This window comes from Prevotella sp. lc2012, from assembly GCF_900107065.1.
Taxonomy (GTDB): domain Bacteria; phylum Bacteroidota; class Bacteroidia; order Bacteroidales; family Bacteroidaceae; genus Prevotella.
This window is the reverse complement of the sequence record NZ_FNUF01000001.1, coordinates 33,293-55,464: the sequence shown is the minus strand read 5'-3', so window position 1 is coordinate 55,464 and position 22,172 is coordinate 33,293. Positions and strand designations below refer to the sequence as shown.

Here is a 22,172-nt window from a genome sequence, read left to right as displayed (position 1 = left end):
AGATGAATCTTAGGAAGGTTGCCATACTCACGCTCGTCGTACTTCTGCCACTCTCATTATGTGCTCAGAAGCGTAAGAAGCGTGTGTTGAAGAAAGAGCCCGTTATCGAGGTACCACAAGAGGATCCCCGCATCACCAACATGCGTGAGATGACTCAGCAGATTATCATCATCGACAGCGTTGTCACAGACAAGGAGCATTTTCTGACGGTGTTCCGTCTCTCTTCCGAGACAGGTACGCTCACCACTTGCCAGGAGTTCTTCGGTAAGTCTGTGGAGGGTTATCTCTTCCGAAATGAGATGGGCAACAAGATCTATTTCTCCCTACCCGACGACAGTCTGCGTCAACAACTCTACACGAGCGACAAGTTGGGTAACGAATGGAGTCAGGCAGTTCCCCTTCAGGGTATCAGCGAGGGCATCAGCGAAGCCTCGTTCCCCTTCATGCTGACTGACGGTGTCACCTTCTACTTTGCCGGTAAAGGCGAAGAGAGTATCGGAGGCTATGACATCTTCCTCACTCGCTACGACTCTCGTAGTAACCGTTTTCTAAAACCAGAGAACATCGGCATGCCTTTTAATTCAGAGGCCAACGACTATATGTTTGCCATCGACGAGACCAACCGGATTGGTTACTTTGTCAGCGACCGTCGTCAACCCGAGGACAAGGTTTGTGTCTATGTGTTTATCCCTGCTGATAGTCGTAAGACCTACGACTCATCCGTATATACGGAGCAACAGATCAGCGATTTCGCCAACATCACAAGTATCGCCGACACGTGGGGCGATGGTAAGGAGCGAGAGAAGGCACTCGCGCGTATGAGTTCGATGAATGGCAAGTCCAATGTCTCTGTCGACTCACCCCGTCGGCACACAGGTGCCAACCCCGTGTTCGTCGTCAGTGATGCCCTCACCTACTCCGATGCCAGTGATTTCCGTTCTCCCAAGGCCGCCTCGCTCTACAAGCAACTCATATCTGCCCGTAAACTACAACAGGATCTCGAGGATAGACTCGGTAAGTCGCGCGACTACTATGCCAAGGCAGATAGCGCAGAACGACAGGCCTTACGCCAAGATATGCTCCGCTCCGAGGAAGAACTGCAACGACTCAACACTCGTGTAAAGACGCTCGAGAAACAGATACGCAACGAAGAAGTAAAAGTTATTAACTAAAACATATCAAGTCTATGAGTAAGAAACATTTTCCAGAATCAGAACTGATCATCAATGCAGACGGCTCATGCTTCCATCTGCATCTGAAGCCAGAGCAGTTGGCCGACAAGATTATCCTTGTGGGCGATCCCGCCCGTGTAGATACAGTAGCAGACCACTTCGACACGAAGGAGTGCGAGGTCAGCAGCCGCGAATTCCATACCATCACAGGTATATATAAAGGCAAGCGCATCACAGTACAGAGTCATGGCATCGGCTGCGATAACATAGATATCGTAGCTAATGAGCTTGACACACTCGCCAATATCGATTATCACACCCGTGAGGAAAAGAGCGAGCACCGCACACTCACGATGGTGCGCATCGGCACTTGTGGCGGTCTTCAGCCTAACACCCCAACCGGTTGCTTTGTGGCCAGCGTGAAGAGTATAGGTTTTGACGGTCTGCTGAACTACTATGCCAATCGTAATAAGGTATGTGACCTGAAGCTCGAAGAGGCTTTCAAACAGCACATGCAGTGGAACCCCATCAAAGGGTCGCCCTATGTGTCTGTTGCCGATGCCCAGCTCATCGACCAGATAGCCAAAGACGACATGGTACGTGGCTACACCATCTCTTGTGGGGGCTTCTATGGACCTCAGGGACGTGTGCTTCGTGCAGACCTCGAAGACCCCAAGCAGAACGAGAAGATCGAGAGTTTCGAATACGATGGCATGAAGATCTGCAATTTCGAGATGGAATCCTCTGCACTGGCAGGAATGGCCTCGTTACTGGGGCACCGTGCCATGACTTGTTGCATGGTCATTGCCAACCGCTATGCCCAAAAGATGAACACGGAATATAAGAACAGTATAGATACCCTCATCCAGAAAGTTCTTGATCGCATATAATCCCGACATTCATCTTTGCTAATACTTGGACTAAGAAGAAATGAATATCAACGAGACGATCTGCGCTCTGGCCACCGCCCCTGGTGGCGCACTAGGTATAATAAGGATCTCAGGCCATCAGGCGCTTGAGATTCTTTCTCATATCTTCTCCAAAGACCTCTCCGAGGCAGAGGCCAACACCATTCACTACGGCTATATCAAAGACGACACAGAGATCGTCGATGAATGTATGGTGAGCATGTTCCGTGCTCCCCACTCCTATACCGGTGAGGATTGCGTAGAGATATCGTGCCACGGTTCACGCTATATCTTAAATAAGGTTCTTGAACTCCTGATTCAGAATGGATGCCGCATGGCAGAACCAGGCGAATATACCCAGCGAGCTTACCTCAATGGCAAGATGGATCTCTCACAGGCAGAAGCCGTTGCCGACCTGATAGCCTCTTCCAATAAGGCCACACACGACATCGCACTGAACCAACTGCGAGGACACTTCTCATCAGAGCTTGCGAACCTTCGTGGACAACTGCTAAAACTGACCTCCCTCCTCGAACTCGAACTCGACTTCTCAGACCATGAAGACCTGGAATTTGCCGATCGTAGCGAGTTATTGGACATTGCGAATAAAATAGACAATCGCATCACATCCCTCGCCCATTCATTCGAGACTGGTCAGGTTCTGAAAAGCGGTATTCCCGTAGCCATCGTCGGCAAAACTAATGTTGGAAAATCGACCCTCCTCAACCGTTTACTCCACGACGACCGAGCTATCGTCTCTTCCATACATGGAACCACCCGAGACACGATTGAAGACACGATTGATATCAATGGCGTCACCTTCCGGTTTATCGATACAGCAGGTATTCGTCAGACCACAGATGAGGTAGAACAGATTGGTATCCAGCGCACCTATGCCGCTATCGATAAAGCCAGAATCATACTATGGATTATCGATTCCAACCCTGCCACAGAAGACATTCACGAAATGCTCGAACGGACGAAAGACAAGTCACTGATTATCATCAGAAACAAGATAGACATCGCACAGCTCTCGGATGATGCAGCCTCAACGCTTCCAGCCTTGAAAGACATGACCGTCATCAATATCTCTGCCAAACACGGCTCCAACATCAACCTATTAGAAAGCGCCATCTTCAAATCAGCCGACATCCCGGAACTCACAGAGCAGGATATCATCGTGACCTCAGCCCGACAGTACCATTCACTTACCAAGGCCCACGACAACCTCTCACGGGTACTCTCAGGCCTTGAGTCAGACCTTAGCGGAGACCTCATCTCTGAAGATCTGCGACTTGTCTTAGACGACCTTGCCGACATCACCGGCCAAGGCCGCATCGTCACAGACGAAGTCCTCGGAAATATCTTTAAAAACTTCTGCGTGGGAAAGTGATTTTTTGCAAAGAAAAGCATACTATCTGCAAATACAGCTCGTAATTCGCTCTATTTCAAGCATTAAGAATTGTGCCTATTTTTGCAGATTTTTGAATTTTAACTTCGATATTTGCAGATTATCACCCATTTTGTCCCCCGGTTGTCCCCCGAGATAGTCGAAAATAGCCGAGGGACAAAAATATCTCATAGGTGGTGATTTACGTCTTCACATGTGATTTTGGAAGATATACATTCCTGCTTAAACAATGTAAAGCGCCACCTTCTTTTGAAATCTCTGCATTCAGCACTATGGTATTTAAAGATGATGATATCACATCCAGAGGCTTTTATCAATAATCCCCCCCCATTTATTCGCCATCTGCAGCTTTGTCAAATAAGAATCAAACAAGCATCGCTTTTACTATAAATAACTTGAGAATTTTCATCTACAAACACAATGTCACCATGCTTGTATTTACTATTCTTGTCCCATACAGGAAAGTATAATCGTCTATATAATCTGTCTATAAATGGTATATCTTCAAAATCATTTTCAACTGACTGTGGTAATATGAAATCAAATACTCCAAATTTATAGAAGGTGCTATGATTGAGAAAATCAATTTCTTCTTTCGACAATTCTCTTACCTGATAATTAAAATCATCAGTATATGTATGGTATTTGGAAAACATTAATGAGAAAGCCTTAACAGTTTCGTCGTCATCATCTTCAAAATCACCTATTGTACTGCTTATAAAGGATTGCCAATCCCGATAGTCATATACAGCACCAAACAAGTCCGATAATAATTCATTATACTTAGGATCCTTGGATGAAGAAAGTTGTTGAGCCTCTATTGATGAATCTATAATCTTTTTCCAATAATTATAATCTGTCTCTGGTATTGGCAGAATTTTATTATCTTGACATTCTTCAAAAAATATTTTTCTATGCAGATAAGCAAGAGTAATGTAGATGATAGCATTAAGACGATCGCCAAATGAGAAACCAGTAATGCCATTTGGATAACATGTCATACTGCTCTCATTTAAATCACTGGACACGGATTCAGACCACAATTTCAAAGAATTGTATAGTTTTCCATTCTGCGTAGCATAAATGCGTAATGATTTAAAAATATTCATATACTCTTTATTTATAAAACTTTGATTTATCAACTGAAAGAACTACGTATATTGTATGTACCCTTGTCCATATTTAACTCAAAAACACCTTTTGACTTTTTATTTCTTGAATTGATCCTTAGTCAATACTCTATTGACAAACATTGATGGTTGCCAACCATTGATTATTTTATCGCCAGCAAATCCATCTAAAAAAGTAAGTGCTCCACTTACAAATGAGCCTACTATTGGAATACTCCCCGTAACAATTTGTGCAAAAGTTCTTATTCCTTTAACCCATAATTTATTGCTATTTTGATTTTGTATTGCTTTATAAAGTTCGCCAGATATTGGCTGACCTTGCGGGATTTTCGAAAGCCACTCGCGAAATTTAATACTATCGTCACTATTCATGCTGTTAACTAATTCTTTTGGGGTAATCAAGCCATCTACGAATGACTGCCCTGGAGATAAATAATCATTGGCTGTCATTTCATGGAAATGATCTATATCATCTATAGTTTTATCTATCTGTTTTATACTCTCATTTATTCGGAGCTTATACACTTCACTCCAACGCTGGTTCACCATCATTTCTGCTTGTAACTCCGAGGCCAAATAACAATCCATATGGGTCTCACCTAATGCCATTAGAATTGTAGAATACCCAAATGCACCAGAATATCCATTCTGATAATGCATTTCATTCAATTCATTTATTCGAAGATTACCACCTATTTTATAGAATGTCATAAAGGAAGATGCGGATGGGACTGCCTTAATATGAATATCTTCAACGTTCCGATAATTTGGATAATATTGTTTAATAAAGACTTGTGTTACCTTCGACAATAAATCTTCATTCTCAACATCTTTGTACAATGAATCATTTATTTCTTTGGGATAGCGGTATTCAGACAAGACTTTAGAGAATCTGTCTGCAAATCTTTTATTCTCCTTGAAATCATTGGTCGTTTCTTTATGAAAATTAAATAAAAGCTCATCAAAAGAACGGAAATTATGGCGAAACAAACCTACAGAATCCAACTCCCCATATTTGGAAGCACCTATGTGTTGATCGCAAAGGTGAGCAATTAAGCGTTTTGACGTAATTAATTCATAAAAAATGTCTTCACCAAATACTGCAAGCAATTGCTTCAATTCAAACTGAGAAATGACAACATGCACTTCGTTAAAGTAGAACATCATATCTACAACATCTGCAATGGATAGATATCGTTCTGCCACATTAGAACCTGATTTTATAAGAATCTTATTGAACATATCTATACTTATTTTAATTCAAACTTTAGCCTCTATCAGCTTCCCACTATCCCAATCCATCCTCATTGGAACATTGTCCCTTATATACTCAAATCTTCCATCAATATTTTCTGCGCCGAAAGCAGGTCGCAAGCTCATTTTCACTTCCTCAAGTCTTAGATCCGTAGAGAATATTGCTTCGCACTTCGTAACATCAAATACAGTCAAATTGTACCCACCTTTATGCAGTGAACTACCATATCTAATTCCATCATACCCCTGTTGCCGTAAGTATTCTGCAATAATTTGAGATGGGATATAATCGTTCGGATTATTAGTGGGAGTCGAGAATGCCAACTGTACAAAATACAACAACCACTCATCTTCGCTATTATCCTTCTCGGGATCGAAGGCAATATTCACTGCAATATTTGCAATTGACAGTTGTTCCTTAACTTCTATTCCTGCCACATTGACTGCACAACGCAAAAGTGGACGAACCTCAAAAACTGCAGTTGTCGGGCTCTCTGCCATATACAAGAAACGAATGAACTTAGCATTCGAACGGCCGTCTCTAATCAAATCTGGGTTTGGTGGCACATACGAGCCCTCCTTTGACAAACCTCTAAACTTATTTGCCTTATTTCTGTACCATTTACGCTCATCCTCCGTCTTCCCCAGACCGTAACAAATTCCTATCATATGTTCAGCAAGAGCATTATCATCAATGATTCTGGCCCGATAATAAATCTCACCAGGTTTTACCGTCAGTTCATTTTGCTTTGCAAAAACAGCGAGTTTATCCAGTACTGGATGAGAAGGATAAAACCTATGGTTATACATCACCTCATCTCGAAAGGAAGTCCATAACTGCAAGGCTCTTTCACGATTAGTAGATTCAGTATTGTTCATCTTGATTTTGTCTGATATATAGACATGATTATTCAATCTCTCTTTCCCTCCATCCTATCAATAAAGGTCTCATAAATCAATGGATAAGCATCACTCGCATTGAATGTTATACCCGGACGCAAGAGAGATTGCATATCATTGGTAAACTCTGGATCTTCCATCTTTTCCTGCATATTGTTGACAAACTGCTTGTAAGACGGAGCCTTGTCCACGACAAACTCCATATATTTCTTGTAGCATTGAAGGACTTTATCAACATCCACATCCTTGCGCTGTAAAGCGATATAAAGGTCAAAGAGGTCGCGACCTTTCTTGCGCTGATAAAGAGCACGAAGTTTGGTTCCCAACAATTCCTCGAAATGATAGGTCGTCAGTTCTGCTTCACCCGTAAACCATGAGTTCTCCACTTTGAACGGAATCTTTGTCAGTCCAAGTACATTGAAATGTTCGAAGCAATTGATTTCAACTTTCAGACGTATCTGTACCGTAGGTGGTATTTCAGACTCCACGCGGAACAACATAGTATTATTGTATCGTTTCTGCTTAGTTACCCTGTCTGGCAGCCAATCAAGAACTTCGCCCAATCGATACATAATAAGCTTGATAGGTCCAGGAGTAACCTGAACCAAATCAATGTCCTCACTATAGCGTGGCTGAGGCGAGAGATAGAGTTTATGTAGGGCTGTTCCACCTCGGAATGCCAACTGCGATGCAAGGAACTCATCGCTAAAGATGGAAACCAAGGCACGACATATAATCAGATCTTGCTCTATCTGCGCATTATCTATCCATGGAGCATGCTCACTCCACTGTTGTATCACTGTTCTGTTAATCATATATCGTCTGTTTCTATTTCTACGTTTATGTTTATCTTCCACCGGCTGTCTCTGACAGATGGATTATCTTCTGCCGATGTACTCAAAGGTTGATATTTGAAATAACCCGATGATGTACGAAGCTGTTCATACAATTTATCTGCTAACTTCTTTTCCCCGACAACATTTTCAAGTATATAGCCAAGTCGTTGCCATACAACCTTTTTCACATAAGTTGCAAGTGGCGCAAACTGCTTATTAATGTCAATCTGCTCTGAAAGTTCTTCAAGTATGGTGGCGACTCGCGACAATCCACCCACATGTTGCTGATATTGCACTAAGTCAGCGGCGGTTAGAAGAGGATTTGATATACGGATAGTTCCCGTTTCAGTATTCTTTGTAATCAGGGCTTCCTCTGGCAGTCCATCCCGATAATACCAATCAATGGTCACATTACGAGTAGAGACGACCCGACGCTTAGGAAAAGTCGTCATAACAGAGAATTGCTGGGGACGTTGATGAGCAGCGCCAAGTAGCTCTGCTGCACTAAGCATACATACATAGTAAGGCTTTTGCAGATACGACATTAACTGATCAATATAATAGGTTGCTGGCACAGATCCACGCAACACATATTGAGTGGGAATAATAACGTAATACCCTCTATATACACTGGCTATAGTCTTGTTTGAACTAAGTCTGGAAAGTTCATTTTGAAGAATCTGTTCAGAAGAACACAAGTCAGCAGCCCTTACATCCTCAATAGAAAACGTAGGAAAACCATGAATAGCTCTATCTTCAATCCACTTTTGTAATGTCATACTGAGTAATTTTGGTGCAAATATAATAAAATAAATATTAGCTTTGTACTGTTTTCGCCTAAAATCACTCTATTTTATAGAATTTTATCTCCAAATTCGCATTTTTAGCGAACTTGAAAGCAAAAAGCATGCAGAATATGCCTGAAAAGGTTGTATTGTTATAACCTTTTTATCATCACATTTGTAAACAAAAGAAATATGAAGAGTAAACAATATCCGTACGAAGTCAACACCGTTAGGAAAAGATAGGAAGTAGACAAGTAGACAAGTAGACAAAAACATTTTGTCTACTTGTCTATTTGTCTACCGATGCCCATGACATCAAGGAGGATATTGACAGAATAAATTTACAAAATCTGGACTTCTGAAGACAAGGCTACAGAAGGTTTCCTGCAACGTCATACTTTGCTCGGAGGAAAACGAGGGTTTCGTCGGAGGAAAGTCGGACTTTCCCCGAAGGAAACCCCGAGGGCGCTGAAACGCCCTAAAAACGGGGTTCTCAGGATTGTTCGAACACTAGGTAAATTTTGTTTACTTCCGCAGATGCCTTACATCGCCATGCTAATGGCGTTTATATTCAAAGAAATAGAAGTCTGTCCACACATGATCACCTATCTTATTCTATTGGAATCTGAATGACTGATAGCCATTTTTCTGGGTTCTCTTGATTCCAGGCGCCATCAATATAACAGGTGCGGTGCTGGCCGACAGGTTTATAACCCTGTTCCTCGATATAACGGAAGGCCTCGGTAAACGATTCGTAAAAGCGCTCATACGGACCAACATGTTTCATACAAAGGGCTTTTGGCACAGCAGGCAGACGTTTAAACTGGATGATAGGACTATCCTCGCCCATCTCCATCACCTGTTCACAATACTCGATATCGACATCTGTCGGTTTGTACTCCTTATCGTGTTCAACGGTAAAGCAGTAACCTGGCAGTGGACATTTGCAACCCATACGCTGCATCTCTGGAGCAATCTTTTTGACATACATAGGACCTATGGCAGCATAGTTGGGTAGAACTTCACGATGACTTACCACGATAATCTCTGGTAGTGACTGAATACTGAATTTTTCCATTGTCTTCATTTTTTTGCGAGCATTTCTCCATTCAAGCAGTCGGTTACGACGGGCTATCAGTTTCTGCAGTTGAACCTCCGTTTCCTTTATCTTCTCAGTCAGCTGGCGGATACTGGGCGTATGCGAATATGAATCACATAAGTCTTTGATCTCATCCAACGAGAAACCAAGTCGTTGCAGATCGCGGATGGTCTGCAACTTCTGCATCTGTTCTATACTGTAATAACGGTAGCCCGTCCACTCATCTACCTCGTCAGGCACAAGTAGTCCTTTCTGCTCATAATGACGTAAGGTCTTTACTGTGACCTGCATCAACTGTGAGAACTCTCCGATTTTTAATTTCGTTTTATAACTCATTCGCGCGATAATTTGCTAAGCGATTACAAAGTTATAACCTTCCCTTAGGGACGAGTCAAGAGAAACAAAGAATTTAACATTAATTTAACACATCAGTATACCCCTCTACTCCTCAAACAAATATCCGAAACCTGTACGGCTGATGATGTTTTGGGCATATGGTCCTAGTTTTTTGCGCAAGCGAGTGATATTGACATTGATGGTATGGTCTGTCACGATGACACCTGCCCAGACCGTATCCATCAGTTGCCTGCGGGAGAGTACATTTCCGCGATTGGTCAGAAGCAGTTGGAGCAGATCAAACTCGGTGCGGGTCAGATTGACGGGATTGCCATCAACAGTCACCGCTTTTTTGTCGAGATTCATGCACAGGCCGTTATAGCTGAGCAGGCGCTTACCCAGACGGGCTTCAACGATATTCATGACATAGTCGCCGATTTTCTCGCAGTCGGATACGATATCATTATAGAACGTACCAAGTGCATAGGAATACTGATGCGAGTTAACCCCCATCACCGTCTCGCTCCTGAGTTGGTTGCGAAGCTCATTGATGTCGTCCTCGATGGAAAGAGAGTCTGCCAAAGAGAGGTCATTACGCCGTCCGCTCACCACGACAATCATCTGCACGAGCGCCTCGTTCACCAGTCGTAGCAAGTCGTGCATCCTGTCATATTGACCAGCAGTAAAGTCCTCCTTGTCTTCGCGTAGATGGCGCACAGTGCGGGCAATCTTATAACAGGCATCACCGATAGATTCCAGTTCACCAATCTGGCGAAGCATGATACGTGTCTTTTCTTTTGAATCGTCCGATAGATGCTCATTGCCCACCTGTTCCAGATATTTTGCGATCTCAATCTCCATGTTGTCAGCTATGGTCTCATAGCGTTCGATACGCGCATACTGACTCTCTATCTCTTTCTTATCCGTCTCGTCTATCAGAGCGCATGCCATCCCAAACATACTGTGCATACGTTCAGAGAAATGAACGATTTCCTTCTGCGCCTGAAGTATGGCAATCTCAGGAGTCTGCATCACACCGCCACTGATGAAGTGCAGCGTGGTAGGCTGTTTCTCCGCCACTGCCATGTCAGGAAGGATCCTACAGACAAGGCGTTCCATCTGGGGAATCAACCCGATGAGCAACATCGTGTTCAGCACATTAAAGCAAGTGTGAAACATGGCGAGCACGACAGGTATCCGCTCGGCCTGTCCAGACATAGAGGGAGTATAGCCGACGAGTCTGCACACCATATCGACAAAGGGATAGAATACAGCCAATACCCACACGACGCCAAACACGTTGAACAACAGATGGGCCAGTGCCGCCCGTCGTGCCTCTGTACCAGCACCAAGGGCTGCAAGATTGGCTGTGGCTGTCGTGCCGATGTTCTCGCCCATCACCAGGGCAACACCCATATAGATGGGCAACACCCCCGTAGAGCATAGGAGGATGGTGATAGCCATCACTGCTGCCGATGACTGTACCACACAGGTGATAACAGTGCCGGCCGCCAGAAAAGCAAGGATCGTGAGATAGCTGCCTGTGTCGAATGAGGCGAAGAAGTTAACGACATCGTCATTATGGGCCAGATCCATATCGCGCCCCACACTGCTCAGCATAACCAGCGACCAGAAAAGGAAAGCCAGTCCGAAAAGAAAATCACCCGCGACTCGGTGGTGTTTCTTATAAATGAGTACCATGCCGATGAAGAAAGCAGGAAACACAACTGCGGTCAGGTCAAGATTATATCCCAACGACATGATCCATGCCGTGAGTGTCGTGCCGATGTTGGCACCCATGATGACTGATATGGCCTGCGCCAGCGTGAGCAGTCCTGCTGAGACAAACGAGACCGTCATGACCGTTGTGGCCGACGACGACTGCACGGCGCAAGTCACCATCGTTCCTGTCAGCATGCCACTCAGCCGATTGCCTGTCATACGGGCTAATATGTGTCTTAAACTTGGTCCCGCCATTTTCTGCAAGGCGTCGCTCATCGTCTTCATACCATAGATAAGCAATGCCAGCGAACCAAGCAATCTGAAAAACAACCCCATCGTCATATCCTTGCTTATTTTTCTGCAAAGATACAAAAAACAAAGTCATACACACCAAAAATGGTGGTTACAATTCGGTTACGACTTACATTTTATAAGATTTGTTAAGCAATCATTCAAGTTGGACACTCGTATTTCTGTCGAACAGCTTTGGGGAGTTTAGATGCGACCAGGTGATACGACTCTTTTATCCATGCTTTCACAAGCGTGTCCTCCACTTGTTCATAATAGACATCGCTCCAATGCTTCTTATTCCAATGCCAGGCTGGTGTCACGGCCGGACATTGTTCCCTTAGTTCCTCATTCCTGGCTGGCAACAACTTCAATGCCAGTCTTGGGGCAGAGTCTTTCATATCATCATTCTCACTGCCTAAGGAAAGACAGAGAAAGATCTTGCCCTCCAGGCGGAAGGTGATAATATCATCGCCAAACGGTTGGTCTTCTGTTACACCGTAAAGCGACAACGCGTATTCCCGTACTTGTTCTATATTCATAACTCAAATAATCATTCATAACAAAAAAAATGCTATTCTCCGATGATGGTCACAACCAATCGTCTTGAACCGCCGTAATTCCGATACTCACAAAAATATATGCCTTGCCAGGTGCCGAGGTTCAGACGACCATCGGTGATGGGAATGGTGATGCTGACACCGCTCAACGTTGACTTGGCGTGGGCAGGCATGTCATCGGCCCCTTCCAATGTGTGTTCATATTCCGGTCTGTTCTCCGGAACCAGACGGTTGAAGATGGTTTCCATATCCACACGCACATCTGGATCGCAGTTCTCATTGATACTTAGTCCACAACTGGTATGTTGCGTGAAGATGTTCATGATTCCCGTCTTCGGTAACTTTGGCAACTGGCTCATAATCTCACTCGTCACCAAGTGGAAGCCTCTATGCTTCGGCTTCAGGGTTATTTCAATCTGCTGTACCATATACTTATATTCCTGTCTGGTTCTCTCATTTCATTGATCTTACCTACGTATCACCTCATGCGGCGGAACTATGACGTCTGGTCGATCATCATCTCCATAGTGGTCTTCTGCACCTGCATCCCCATGTTCCTGTAAAAAGCACAGGCCGGCTCGTTCCCCTCCCAGACGTTGAGCGTGATATGATGACAGTCGATTGATTTGGCATAGTCACGTACATACTCATAGAGTGCCTTCCCAACATGTTTGCCACGGGCTTTCTCATCGACACAGATATCATCGATATACAATGTCTTGACATCCTGCAGCAGATGATGGCCCTTCACCTCTGTCACCACACAAAAGGCGTGCCCCAGCACCTCCCCGTCGTCATACACGAACACGGGCTTACTGTCGTCACCGAAGAGTGCTTCCAGTTCCTGCTCATTATACTTCGTCGTATTGGGCTTAAACAGGTCAGGGCGTATCCGATGATGCACCATATCCACCTGATGCAACAAATCGATGATGCGTCCGATATCGTTTTTATTTGCTTTTCTGATCATATATCCCTTTCTTTTCAAATCACATGGGTTAAAGGTCGTTGATATAGGCCTTGGTAGACATATCGTAATACAATGCCTCCAACTCCGATAAAGTCAGTTTCTCAATAGCGTGCTCGATGATGCGGATCAGTTCATCGCGCCGATAGTCATCCGACTGGGTAAATCTATTCATATAAGCCATCATTCATTAATTGATTGTTAATAAGCTGATACCACTGATGCAAACCGCCCATCACTTCGGCTGAAGACTTTGTCTGTACTCACTAGGCGACTGCCCCAGGTGTTTCGAGCAATAACGGCTGAAGTAAGAGAGCGACGAGAAATTCATGCTGTCGGCAATCTGGGTGAGCGACAGCCGTTCATTATTCAAATAGTCTTTTAGGATGGGTATGGTGTGACGATCGATATACGAGGTGACGCTACGGCCCGTCACACGCTTGATCGTGGCCGACAGGTATTTGGGCGACACGTTCAGTCGCTCGGCATAGTAGCTCACATCACGCTCCGTACGACTGATGCCCGTGGCAAGCAGAGCCATCAGCTGTTTCACGATATAGGTCGTACGGTCGGTATGCGTGTCAGAGGCATCGCGTTGGGCATGTGCCTCGAAGATGTCGTACATCATCGTCAGACAGAGACTTCCCATCAGTTCACGATAGAACTGCAGGTGACGGTCTTCCATGCGGTCGCGCAGACGGTGGAAGTCCTGCAACAGATGCTGTGCCTGCTCGTCGGTAAGTCTGATAACAGGGTCCTGACTCAACGAGATACTTCCACCGATACTATAGTTGTTCGATGGCAAAAGATTCTGCAGCAATCTATTATCAGCTGCGAACCATTCCACTTTCATGCCAGTATGCGCAGCCAGGTTCCTCACCCTCCCAGGTGTTGGTGTCACCACCAGATCATTCTTCGTAATGTGGTAGCAGCGCTCATTGAACACAAAGCTTCCCTCCCCTGCCGTACAGAGCAGATGCATACAGGTATGACTCAACTCTGGGGCATTCATCCCAAAGAAATCTGTGGAATAGTGAAAGTCCATCTTCATATTGCATGATTTAACAATGCAAAAGTACATTATATTTTAAACAAAAACGAACGATTTATGCAAAAAGTGAAAATCGTGACGTATTTTGTGAAACATAAGTATAGAGCAATTATCGTAACTTTGCCATCGGAATCAAGCTACAAACAACAATGAACATCAAGAGTATCATCACGGCTACCATAGCACTGTTTGTATCAACGGCATGCAGTGGCGGCACAAAACAGGAGAAAGTTATGGAAAAAGGTAAGAGTATTGTGGTGTTTTTCTCACATGCAGGAGACAACTATGCAGTAGGAAACATCGAGGTGGGCAACACGAAGATTGTGGCCGATTACATCACGGAACTGACGGGTGCAGAGCAGTTCGAAATTGTAACCCACAAGTATGACGGCATGGCTTATACCCCGCTCATCAAACTGGCACAGGAAGAAGCCAAGAATGGCGAAATGCCCGAGTATGAAGGAGATGTGGACTTAACTCCCTACGACACCGTGTTCATCGGCGGTCCCGTATGGTGGGGCACCTATCCGCAGGTGATGTTTACCTTCTTCAAGAAGCATGCGAACCACCTCAAGGGCAAGACCATTATTCCCTTTACCACCCATGAGGGTAGCGGACTGGCCAATTGCGTAGAGGACGTAAAAGAAGCCTTCCCTGATGCTTACGTTCAGAAGGGCTTTAGTATCTACGGTCACGAGGTGCGCACAGAACGGGCGAAAGTAGAAAAATGGATTAAAGGACTTGGATACTAAGAACAGAAAATGATGGAGTACATTAAACTATATAACGGCGTTCAGATGCCGACTTTGGGCTACGGTGTGTTTCTGGTAAGCCCTGACGAGTGTGAGCGTTGCGTGACGGATGCTTTGAGCGTAGGCTATCGCCTGATAGATACGGCACAGGCCTACCAGAACGAAGAAGGTGTGGGCAATGCCTGGCGCAAGAGTGGACTGAAGCGCGAGGATCTGTTCTTGGTGACGAAGGTTTGGATATCCAATGCCGGTGAAGAGAAAGCAGCCAAAAGCATCGATGAAAGCCTGCGCAAGTTGCAGACGGAATATATCGATCTGCTGCTCATCCATCAGGCCTATGGCGACGTGTTCGGCACATGGCGGGCAATGGAGAAGGCCTATCGTGCTGGTAAGGTTCGCGCCATCGGCGTGAGCAACTTCCAGGCTGGCCGCTTCTTCGACTTTGCCCACTATGTGGAGGTGAAGCCGATGGTGAACCAGTTGGAGTGCAATACCCTCTCTCAGCAAACAGGAATAGAGCCTGTTCATGGCGAATTTGGCACTAAGATGATGGCCTGGTACCCGCTCGGTGGACAAGGCACGGACGGCATCGTGAAGAGTGAATTGCTGGCTACTATCGGTGCCAAGTACAATAAGACAGCTGCTCAGGTAGCTCTTCGTTGGCTTACCCAGCGCGGCATCGTGGCCATTCCCAAGTCGAGCCATAAGGAGCGCATGGCGCAGAACATCGACATCTTCGACTTCTCGCTGAGTGATGACGATATGGCTCAGATTGCCGCTATGAACCAGCACGACGCAGGTACCAGAAATTTCGGTGACCCACAGTTCGTGAAATATCTCATCCAAAATTACGGATAACTCTATGAAACAAATTCTTCTAATATTGGCATCCATGTTTGCCACAACAGCATCTTCACAGGATATGACACTATCAATAAAACAACAGGCACTCGTAACTATAGCAGCCAACGAAGCCAAGGGAGACATCAAGGGACTTAAAGCAGCCTTGAACGACGGACTTGAACAGGGACTGACCGTGAACGAGTCCAAAGAGGCTCTGTCTCAGCTCTATGCTTACACAGGTTTTCCGCGTTCACTGAACGCACTAGGCGCCTTGCAACAGGTCATCAAAGAACGCACAGAGGCAGGACTGCGAATAGATGAAGGCCGCGAGGCCGACCCACAACCGAAAGACTACAATGCACTGAAGCAGGGTACTGAAGTGCAGACCAGGCTCTGCGGAGGGCAACCTTTTACTTACACCTTTGCCCCACAGACCGACTACTATCTGAAGGCGCACCTTTTTGGTGATATCTTCGCTCGCAACAACCTGACGTTTGCCGATCGTGAGATCATTACGATTGCGGCCATCTCTGCCCTACCTGGCTGCGAACCACAACTGCAAGCCCATGTGTCAGGAGCCAGAAACATGGGAGTCAGCGATGAGGTACTCATGGAGATGCCAGCATTGCTCGAAACAAAAATAGGAACAGCCGAAGCTGAACGGCTTCGTTGTGCACTAGCTACAGTCTTCGGACAGGACCATAGTCCTGTGCAGACCGTTGATTTCTCGGTCTGGCCCAAGGGTGAGCCCAACACAGCATACGCCCAGTTCTTTGTCGGCAACAGCTATCTGGCCCAGATGGAGGATGGTATGACCAATGTCACTTTCGAGCCCCGCTGCCGCAACAACTGGCACATCCACCACAAGCAGGTGCAGGTATTGATTTGCGTTGCAGGTCGCGGTTGGTATCAGGAATGGGGCAAGAAGCCGCAAGAGCTGACTCCCGGCACCATCATCGCCATCCCTGCCGAGGTGAAACACTGGCACGGAGCGCAGAAAGATTCGTGGTTCCAGCATCTGACGTATCATAAAGATGTACAGAATGGAGCAAGCAACGAGTGGTGTGAACCTGTGACAGATGAAGTGTATAACTCGCTATAGTAATATCTGCATCACACAGTCGTTGACAGCAGATGCCACAAGCATCAGCAACACCAAAAGCACAACCACAGAACATGGTGCTTACTATTCGCAGAATGGACAGAGAACGGAACATCCGTCGAAGGGGATATATATTATGAATGGTAAAAAAAACATATGAAAAAAATATTATTAGCAGCAGCGCTGGTGGGAGGTATGCTCACAGCTTGCACAAACAAAGAACGAACTAAAACGGAAGAAAATATGACGACACTGAATTTGACACAGGAGTGGGACAAGGTATTCCCGCTGAGTGAGAAAGTGAACCACCGCAAGGTGACGTTTCAGACACAATACGGTCTGACACTGGCGGCCGACCTCTATACGCCAAAGGATGCTGAAGGCAAACAGGCAGCCATTGCGGTCTCTGGTCCCTTTGGAGCCGTGAAAGAGCAGTCGAGCGGACTCTATGCCATGAAGATGGCGGAGCGTGGTTTTGTAACACTGGCCTTCGACCCTTCCTATACAGGAGAAAGTAGCGGTGAACCGCGTCGTACGGCTTCGCCCGACATCAATACGGAAGACTTCATGGCTGCCGTCGATTTCTTGTCTAAGCAGGATAATGTGGATGCCGAGAAGATTGGCATCATCGGCATCTGCGGTTGGGGTGGAATCGCCCTGAATGCTGCCGCTGCCGACACGCGCATCAAGGCTACCGTAGCCTCAACGATGTATGATATGACGCGCGTCAGTGGCAACGACTATAACGATGCTCTCGACAATGAACAATGGCGTCATAGGAACCGTGAGAATCTGTCCAAGCAGCGTCTCGCCGACCCCAGCGCGATGGCTGGCGGTGTGCTGGATAGCGTGCCCCCACAGGCTCCCAACTTCGTCCACGACTACTACGATTATTACAAGACTCCACGTGGCTATCATGCCCGTTCAGGCAACTCGAACGACGGGTGGCGCGTCATCGGCACACAGGCCTATGCCAATAATCGTTTCCTCTATTATATCAACGAGATCCGCTCTGCTGTTCTCGTGATGCATGGTGCTAACGCACACTCGCGTTACTTTGGCGAGGCAGCCTATCACTATATGGTAGATGGCAAGGCCGATGGCTACAAGTTTGTTGGCGAACCCAATCCCAACCCTGAGAACAAGCATCTGCTCATCATCCCCGATGCCACTCATTGTGATCTCTACGATGGCGGCTACGAAGAGAAACAAGCTCGACCGAAGGTCAAGGGACAGCCCAAAAACATGATTCCCTGGGACACTTTAGCCGACTTTTTTACAGAGCATCTCAAATGATACTTTCTACCATATGGCGACCATCAAAAGAGAAAAAATGTCCCCTGGAGGCAGATGCCTTCAGGGGACAACACTTTTAAAATCACCACTTACTCGAAACTGTAGAAGAATGAGGGGAAGCCTTCGACAGTAGCAACCTTGGTCTCTACCTCACCCGTGTTGATGTCGACGGTCGAGAAACCATTATATGCGTCGTTGGCTGAGCCGAATACCATCTTATTACCATGACGTCCCATAGCCACACCGTGACCGTTGGACCGTGGCAGTCCGTCGATGACCTTTATGGTCTTCTGGTAGAGATCGACCAAGAGCGCCACTCCGATACGAGCCGTGAAGGTGTTGGTATTGGTGGGGTCAAGCGCTGGCGCGAAGCCGTAGGCGTACATCTTTCCGTTGCCGGCATAGCGGCACATCATCAGCACATTCACATAGTCGCAACTCAGGCCGCTGACTTTCTCGGTGGAGAATTTGATACTATAGGTCTCGTCAAATTCGGTCTGGCCCTTCTTAATGCGGGCGATACCGGAATTGAGGCCTGGGATATAGCCGAACGAGCCTGTACAGTTGATATAGAGGTCGCCCTGCTCGTCCTCGAAGATGGAGTGGTTATCGATAGGACGTGTGGGACCGCAGAGCCCCAGTGAGGTGTTACGTATCTTCTTGATGAACTGGTCATCGGCCACGTTGTAGAGGGCCATCTCGAGGGCGTTCTCGCTAGGCATCCACTGCGAGTTGTACTGCTCGAGGGCGACGTAGAGGATGCCATCGCGGATATATAGGGCACCAGGATAGGCCGAGACACCCTCATTGTGCAGGCTGGAGACATCAATACGCCCTGTCTCGGTCATCGTCTCGGGGTTGAACACGATGATCAGATCAAGGCTCTGACAGCAGATATAGGCCTTCTCCTGACTGGCCTCAACAACGATGGCCGCACTGGAGTTGGCCGGGAGCATCATAGAACCCTTGAGTTCCAACTGGTTGTCGGCATTGAGCACATAGCGGCGCAGTTTCAGTTCCGTACCTCCCATATAGTCAGGGAACACGTAGATATTGCCGCTCTTGCAGACACAGGGATACGAGCCGAAACCCAGTGGGATAGCGTTGGCATTAGAGTAGCTGACACCTCCATCGAGCTGGCCTACGGCCTGCAGATAGCCGCTGCCGCTATCGCCTGAGGGGTTGGTAACGGTGGTGGAGAACAGGATCTTACCTGCTGCGGTGTTGTCGTCCTTGCGGTTGACATCGTCATCGTCGCAGGCGGTCATGGTGAGTGCCAACGCTGCGACCCAAATCAAATGCTTGAAGTTCATGTTTCTATAGATTTATTAATGTGATAAAAACTGGTTATTTCAGAATGTATTTCACCTTGAAGGCGACATTACGACCAGGCAGAGGGCGGTTCAGGTCGGAATAGACCACACGGTCGGTGAGGTTCTTCACCTTGAACGTCAGTGTCCAGCGGTTATTCTGGAAACTATGCTCGATGCCGGCATCGAAGGTGAGCGAAGTGGGGATCTTACGGTCCTGGTAGCGACTCATCTCGAAGTCGTAGAAATATTTGTGGATATACGACGCATCGACCAACAGGCGGCTGTTCTGTGCGCGGCCACCAAAGAGGTTCTCCTTGTGTAGTTCGAAACCTGCGTTTGCCAAGAAGTAAGGGATGTTAGGCATGCGTTTGTTGTAGGTGGGGTTGGCAGCCGTCGAACCAACCTCGAACTTACGTTTGTCGCGCAGGTTCTGATAGGTGGCATTGATGTAGAAATACAGGAAAGGGGTGGCGTCGCCCTTCACCTCACTATCGACGCCGTTGGTCACCACCTTGCCGAAGTTAGCATAGCGCGCCATCGAGGGTATCATATCAGCCTGATAGCGGATCATATTATCGAGCTGATTCCAGAAATAGTTAGCCTCGACCTCGATAAAGCCGTAGTCACTGGGACGGTGGTAGATGAATCCGGCATTGATACCTTTGCAACGCTCGGGCTCGAGATTGGTGGCGGGCAGTATGGAGTAGCCGTTGCCTGTGAGTTCCTCAGCCGTGGGGATGCGCACCTCGGAACTGAGCGACACCTTTGCCATGAGCTCTTTGGTGAGCTTATAGCGCAGAGCCTCACTGGCACCCCAGTAGTTACGATGCAGACTGATGCTGGTGGGATTGTTGATAAAGGTATATTCCAGCACACGGGTGCGGGAGGAGTAGCTGAAGTTCTTCAGTGTGGTTGCACTCATAAAGCGACCGCCAAAGAGCGTCAGATCGTAGGAAAGACCCACCGTGAAACTGCTCATATGACTGGGGAAGTTGGTCTGATAGCCAAAGCTCTTGTCCATCAGCTCGTTCTTGGGGTTCTGACGCGTGTGGGTAGCATACAGGTTGATATTGAAAGCATGGTGCTCGTTCAACAGGTAGTTCAGGTTCAGCTTACTTGCCAAGTCGTGGGTATGGTTCTTTGAGTCGGAGGCATAAGAGCCCTGTTCACCGCCATAGGGCGAGACGGCAGGATAACGGTGACCGTCCCAGTCATAACGGTACATAGCATCGTCTTTCAGTCCGTTCTCGCCGTAGCTGTAGCAGCCGTCGAAATCGAAGTCGAGACCGTCGAACAGGAAGTTGTCGCGCTTCAGCGTGAGAGCGGTGATACCCGACATGCCGTGGTTGTAGGCCTCGCGGATATCGCTGTCAATGCCCTGTATCTCGGCTTTCGTACCAGTGAACACAAGTTCGAGTTTCGCCTCGTCAAAATACCACTTAGTAGCTTTCAGCGACGCACCCATCATCATCTTCTGAAACGTGTCATGGTCACGCCTCACCTTACGGTTGCCAAGGTTCAGAAGTTCCATCTTGTAGTTATTGTCGGAATAGGTTAGACAACCGCCAATGCCAAACTGCAGGCCCGTGTCTTCGTTGGACCGCTTAAACGTGAAGTTGAGTTTGTGGGTGTTGAATGAGGCGATCTCGTAGCTGGCGTCGAGATAGAAAGGCGGATACTCTTTGGTCACGACATTGACCACACCGCCCAGGGCAGAACCGCCGAAACGATATGGCACAATACCTTTATATATCTCGATGCGCTCGATCATATCTGTGGGAACGTCGTTGAGCGTCATGTAGTCGCTCAGCTGACCAATGGCCGCCTCATCGATATAGACCCCCATGCGCTTGCCTTCGAGACCACGGACGGAGATGCGCGAGGCACTGCCCACACCACCTGTATTCCTCACGGTGATGCCTGCCGTACGGGCCAGTGCATCGTTAAGACTGGTAGTTGTTCCCTCGAGCTGGCGCACCCCAAGCACGGTCACTGGCATGGCTGCCTCGCGCATCTTGCGTACCGTGTTATGTGACACCACCGTGACACCCTGCAGTTCTCTGTTGAAAACGATGCTTGTGTCAGAATCGGCACTCTCCTGCGCTGATACGGTCATGACCGTCGTCAGTACGAACATCATCATTTGAATCCTCATTTCTTACAATCTTTTTACCTTAATATTTTTGAGGTGCAAAGGTACGAGGTTTATTTTTTTCTTACAATACCTAAAAATATGTATTCGGAAAACGGCTCTCTGCTATGGGATACTATCAATTAGGGACAGGCCCCACCCTGAGCAGATGAAGGGGCAGAGATTATTTTTTGTAGGAATTACTTTGATGGTATCGGATTATTTCTTATATTTGCAACATCGCTGACCTAGAACAGGCCTATTGACACCTATATAATAAATAAGTCGTATGTTGCTTTTAGCCAAATCCTTTAGA

21 protein-coding genes and 1 pseudogene are annotated in these 22,172 nt (G+C 46.7%); 7 read left to right on the top strand and 15 right to left on the bottom strand.

The window, feature by feature from the left end:
- Positions 1-2: 2 nt before the first annotated feature.
- Genes BLU99_RS00235 through mnmE form a run of 3 tightly spaced genes read left to right on the top strand, consistent with a single transcriptional unit; the run spans position 3 to position 3,473 of the window.
- Positions 3-1,172 carry a hypothetical protein gene (locus BLU99_RS00235; protein ID WP_091899189.1) on the top strand — a complete coding sequence of 390 codons (1,170 nt, stop codon included), beginning with the start codon at positions 3-5 and terminating at the stop codon, positions 1,170-1,172.
- 14 nt (positions 1,173-1,186) lie between these two features.
- Positions 1,187-2,062 (top strand): nucleoside phosphorylase, encoded by an 876-nt coding sequence (locus tag BLU99_RS00230; RefSeq protein WP_091899188.1) that lies wholly within the window; start codon positions 1,187-1,189, stop codon positions 2,060-2,062.
- Positions 2,063-2,102: 40 nt separating this feature from the next.
- On the top strand, positions 2,103-3,473 hold the full coding sequence (mnmE, locus tag BLU99_RS00225) for a tRNA uridine-5-carboxymethylaminomethyl(34) synthesis GTPase MnmE (protein WP_091899187.1): 1,371 nt from the start codon (positions 2,103-2,105) through the stop codon (positions 3,471-3,473).
- Positions 3,474-3,844: 371 nt separating this feature from the next.
- Here the strand turns inward: mnmE and BLU99_RS00220 are convergent, their stop codons facing one another.
- The 13 genes and pseudogenes from BLU99_RS00220 to BLU99_RS00170 form a co-directional block, all read right to left on the bottom strand.
- A complete protein-coding gene (locus BLU99_RS00220; RefSeq protein ID WP_091899186.1) occupies positions 3,845-4,492 on the bottom strand; it encodes a hypothetical protein in 648 nt (215 codons plus the stop codon).
- Positions 4,493-4,699: 207 nt separating this feature from the next.
- Positions 4,700-5,863, bottom strand: coding sequence for a hypothetical protein (locus BLU99_RS00215; protein WP_091899185.1), 1,164 nt, complete (start codon positions 5,861-5,863; stop codon positions 4,700-4,702).
- 18 nt (positions 5,864-5,881) lie between these two features.
- On the bottom strand, positions 5,882-6,754 hold the full coding sequence (locus BLU99_RS00210) for an RES family NAD+ phosphorylase (RefSeq protein WP_091899184.1): 873 nt from the start codon (positions 6,752-6,754) through the stop codon (positions 5,882-5,884).
- A gap of 32 nt (positions 6,755-6,786) precedes the next feature.
- Entirely contained in the window at positions 6,787-7,590 is an 804-nt protein-coding gene (locus BLU99_RS00205; protein ID WP_091899183.1) for a nucleotidyl transferase AbiEii/AbiGii toxin family protein, read from the bottom strand.
- Entirely contained in the window at positions 7,587-8,390 is an 804-nt protein-coding gene (locus tag BLU99_RS00200) for a type IV toxin-antitoxin system AbiEi family antitoxin domain-containing protein (protein ID WP_091899182.1), read from the bottom strand. The genes BLU99_RS00205 and BLU99_RS00200 overlap by 4 nt, the downstream gene beginning before the upstream one ends.
- Positions 8,391-9,006: 616 nt before the next feature.
- On the bottom strand, positions 9,007-9,831 hold the full coding sequence (locus BLU99_RS00195) for a MerR family transcriptional regulator (protein WP_091899181.1): 825 nt from the start codon (positions 9,829-9,831) through the stop codon (positions 9,007-9,009).
- 105 nt (positions 9,832-9,936) lie between these two features.
- The gene (locus tag BLU99_RS12355) at positions 9,937-10,197 is read right to left on the bottom strand and encodes a winged helix-turn-helix domain-containing protein (protein ID WP_255397432.1); all 261 of its coding nucleotides are present in this window, start codon (positions 10,195-10,197) and stop codon (positions 9,937-9,939) included.
- 24 nt (positions 10,198-10,221) lie between these two features.
- Positions 10,222-11,895 (bottom strand): annotated as a pseudogene (locus BLU99_RS00190) (Na/Pi cotransporter family protein); the annotation flags it as partial.
- A 110-nt stretch (positions 11,896-12,005) separates the two neighbouring features.
- Complete coding sequence (locus tag BLU99_RS00185; protein WP_091899180.1) at positions 12,006-12,383, bottom strand: MmcQ/YjbR family DNA-binding protein; 378 nt, start codon at positions 12,381-12,383, stop codon at positions 12,006-12,008.
- A gap of 32 nt (positions 12,384-12,415) precedes the next feature.
- The gene (locus tag BLU99_RS00180; protein ID WP_091899179.1) at positions 12,416-12,829 is read right to left on the bottom strand and encodes a secondary thiamine-phosphate synthase enzyme YjbQ; all 414 of its coding nucleotides are present in this window, start codon (positions 12,827-12,829) and stop codon (positions 12,416-12,418) included.
- 68 nt (positions 12,830-12,897) lie between these two features.
- On the bottom strand, positions 12,898-13,371 hold the full coding sequence (locus BLU99_RS00175; RefSeq protein ID WP_091899178.1) for a GNAT family N-acetyltransferase: 474 nt from the start codon (positions 13,369-13,371) through the stop codon (positions 12,898-12,900).
- A 28-nt stretch (positions 13,372-13,399) separates the two neighbouring features.
- Complete coding sequence (locus tag BLU99_RS12205) at positions 13,400-13,543, bottom strand: hypothetical protein (protein WP_176770994.1); 144 nt, start codon at positions 13,541-13,543, stop codon at positions 13,400-13,402.
- 60 nt (positions 13,544-13,603) lie between these two features.
- Positions 13,604-14,419, bottom strand: a complete 816-nt coding sequence (locus BLU99_RS00170; RefSeq protein WP_255397391.1) for a helix-turn-helix domain-containing protein — start codon at positions 14,417-14,419, stop codon at positions 13,604-13,606.
- A gap of 149 nt (positions 14,420-14,568) precedes the next feature.
- On the opposite strand from BLU99_RS00170, the gene BLU99_RS00165 reads away from it, so the two are divergent.
- The 4 genes from BLU99_RS00165 (at position 14,569) to BLU99_RS00150 (ending at position 18,412) form a co-directional block, all read left to right on the top strand.
- Positions 14,569-15,171: a flavodoxin gene (locus tag BLU99_RS00165; protein ID WP_091899177.1), complete on the top strand. Its 603-nt coding sequence runs from the start codon at positions 14,569-14,571 to the stop codon at positions 15,169-15,171.
- A gap of 12 nt (positions 15,172-15,183) precedes the next feature.
- A complete protein-coding gene (locus BLU99_RS00160) occupies positions 15,184-16,029 on the top strand; it encodes an aldo/keto reductase (protein ID WP_091899890.1) in 846 nt (281 codons plus the stop codon).
- 64 nt (positions 16,030-16,093) lie between these two features.
- Positions 16,094-17,116 (top strand): carboxymuconolactone decarboxylase family protein, encoded by a 1,023-nt coding sequence (locus BLU99_RS00155; RefSeq protein ID WP_091899889.1) that lies wholly within the window; start codon positions 16,094-16,096, stop codon positions 17,114-17,116.
- A 156-nt stretch (positions 17,117-17,272) separates the two neighbouring features.
- Entirely contained in the window at positions 17,273-18,412 is a 1,140-nt protein-coding gene (locus BLU99_RS00150) for an alpha/beta hydrolase (RefSeq protein ID WP_176770995.1), read from the top strand.
- 89 nt (positions 18,413-18,501) lie between these two features.
- On the opposite strand, the gene BLU99_RS00145 is transcribed toward BLU99_RS00150, so the two are convergent.
- Positions 18,502-19,725 (bottom strand): hypothetical protein, encoded by a 1,224-nt coding sequence (locus BLU99_RS00145; RefSeq protein WP_091899175.1) that lies wholly within the window; start codon positions 19,723-19,725, stop codon positions 18,502-18,504.
- Positions 19,726-19,759: 34 nt separating this feature from the next.
- Positions 19,760-21,880, bottom strand: coding sequence for a TonB-dependent receptor (locus BLU99_RS00140; protein ID WP_091899174.1), 2,121 nt, complete (start codon positions 21,878-21,880; stop codon positions 19,760-19,762).
- Positions 21,881-22,172 lie beyond the last annotated feature (292 nt).

Bases quoted from the DNA above. Each gene is read 5' to 3' on its own strand.
- BLU99_RS00150 (WP_176770995.1), top strand. From the start codon at position 17,273: ATGAAAAAAATATTATTAGCAGCAGCGCTGGTGGGAGGTATGCTCACA.
- BLU99_RS12355 (WP_255397432.1), bottom strand. From the start codon at position 10,197: ATGAATCTCGACAAAAAAGCGGTGACTGTTGATGGCAATCCCGTCAAT.
- BLU99_RS00195 (WP_091899181.1), bottom strand. From the start codon at position 9,831: ATGAGTTATAAAACGAAATTAAAAATCGGAGAGTTCTCACAGTTGATG.
- BLU99_RS12205 (WP_176770994.1), bottom strand. From the start codon at position 13,543: ATGAATAGATTTACCCAGTCGGATGACTATCGGCGCGATGAACTGATC.
- BLU99_RS00200 (WP_091899182.1), bottom strand. From the start codon at position 8,390: ATGACATTACAAAAGTGGATTGAAGATAGAGCTATTCATGGTTTTCCT.
- BLU99_RS00175 (WP_091899178.1), bottom strand. From the start codon at position 13,371: ATGATCAGAAAAGCAAATAAAAACGATATCGGACGCATCATCGATTTG.
- BLU99_RS00155 (WP_091899889.1), top strand. From the start codon at position 16,094: ATGACACTATCAATAAAACAACAGGCACTCGTAACTATAGCAGCCAAC.
- BLU99_RS00160 (WP_091899890.1), top strand. From the start codon at position 15,184: ATGGAGTACATTAAACTATATAACGGCGTTCAGATGCCGACTTTGGGC.
- mnmE (WP_091899187.1), top strand. From the start codon at position 2,103: ATGAATATCAACGAGACGATCTGCGCTCTGGCCACCGCCCCTGGTGGC.
- BLU99_RS00230 (WP_091899188.1), top strand. From the start codon at position 1,187: ATGAGTAAGAAACATTTTCCAGAATCAGAACTGATCATCAATGCAGAC.
- BLU99_RS00210 (WP_091899184.1), bottom strand. From the start codon at position 6,754: ATGAACAATACTGAATCTACTAATCGTGAAAGAGCCTTGCAGTTATGG.
- BLU99_RS00180 (WP_091899179.1), bottom strand. From the start codon at position 12,829: ATGGTACAGCAGATTGAAATAACCCTGAAGCCGAAGCATAGAGGCTTC.
- BLU99_RS00215 (WP_091899185.1), bottom strand. From the start codon at position 5,863: ATGTTCAATAAGATTCTTATAAAATCAGGTTCTAATGTGGCAGAACGA.
- BLU99_RS00235 (WP_091899189.1), top strand. From the start codon at position 3: ATGAATCTTAGGAAGGTTGCCATACTCACGCTCGTCGTACTTCTGCCA.
- BLU99_RS00185 (WP_091899180.1), bottom strand. From the start codon at position 12,383: ATGAATATAGAACAAGTACGGGAATACGCGTTGTCGCTTTACGGTGTA.
- BLU99_RS00140 (WP_091899174.1), bottom strand. From the start codon at position 21,880: ATGAGGATTCAAATGATGATGTTCGTACTGACGACGGTCATGACCGTA.
- BLU99_RS00205 (WP_091899183.1), bottom strand. From the start codon at position 7,590: ATGATTAACAGAACAGTGATACAACAGTGGAGTGAGCATGCTCCATGG.
- BLU99_RS00170 (WP_255397391.1), bottom strand. From the start codon at position 14,419: ATGAAGATGGACTTTCACTATTCCACAGATTTCTTTGGGATGAATGCC.
- BLU99_RS00220 (WP_091899186.1), bottom strand. From the start codon at position 4,492: ATGACATGTTATCCAAATGGCATTACTGGTTTCTCATTTGGCGATCGT.
- BLU99_RS00145 (WP_091899175.1), bottom strand. From the start codon at position 19,725: ATGAACTTCAAGCATTTGATTTGGGTCGCAGCGTTGGCACTCACCATG.
- BLU99_RS00165 (WP_091899177.1), top strand. From the start codon at position 14,569: ATGAACATCAAGAGTATCATCACGGCTACCATAGCACTGTTTGTATCA.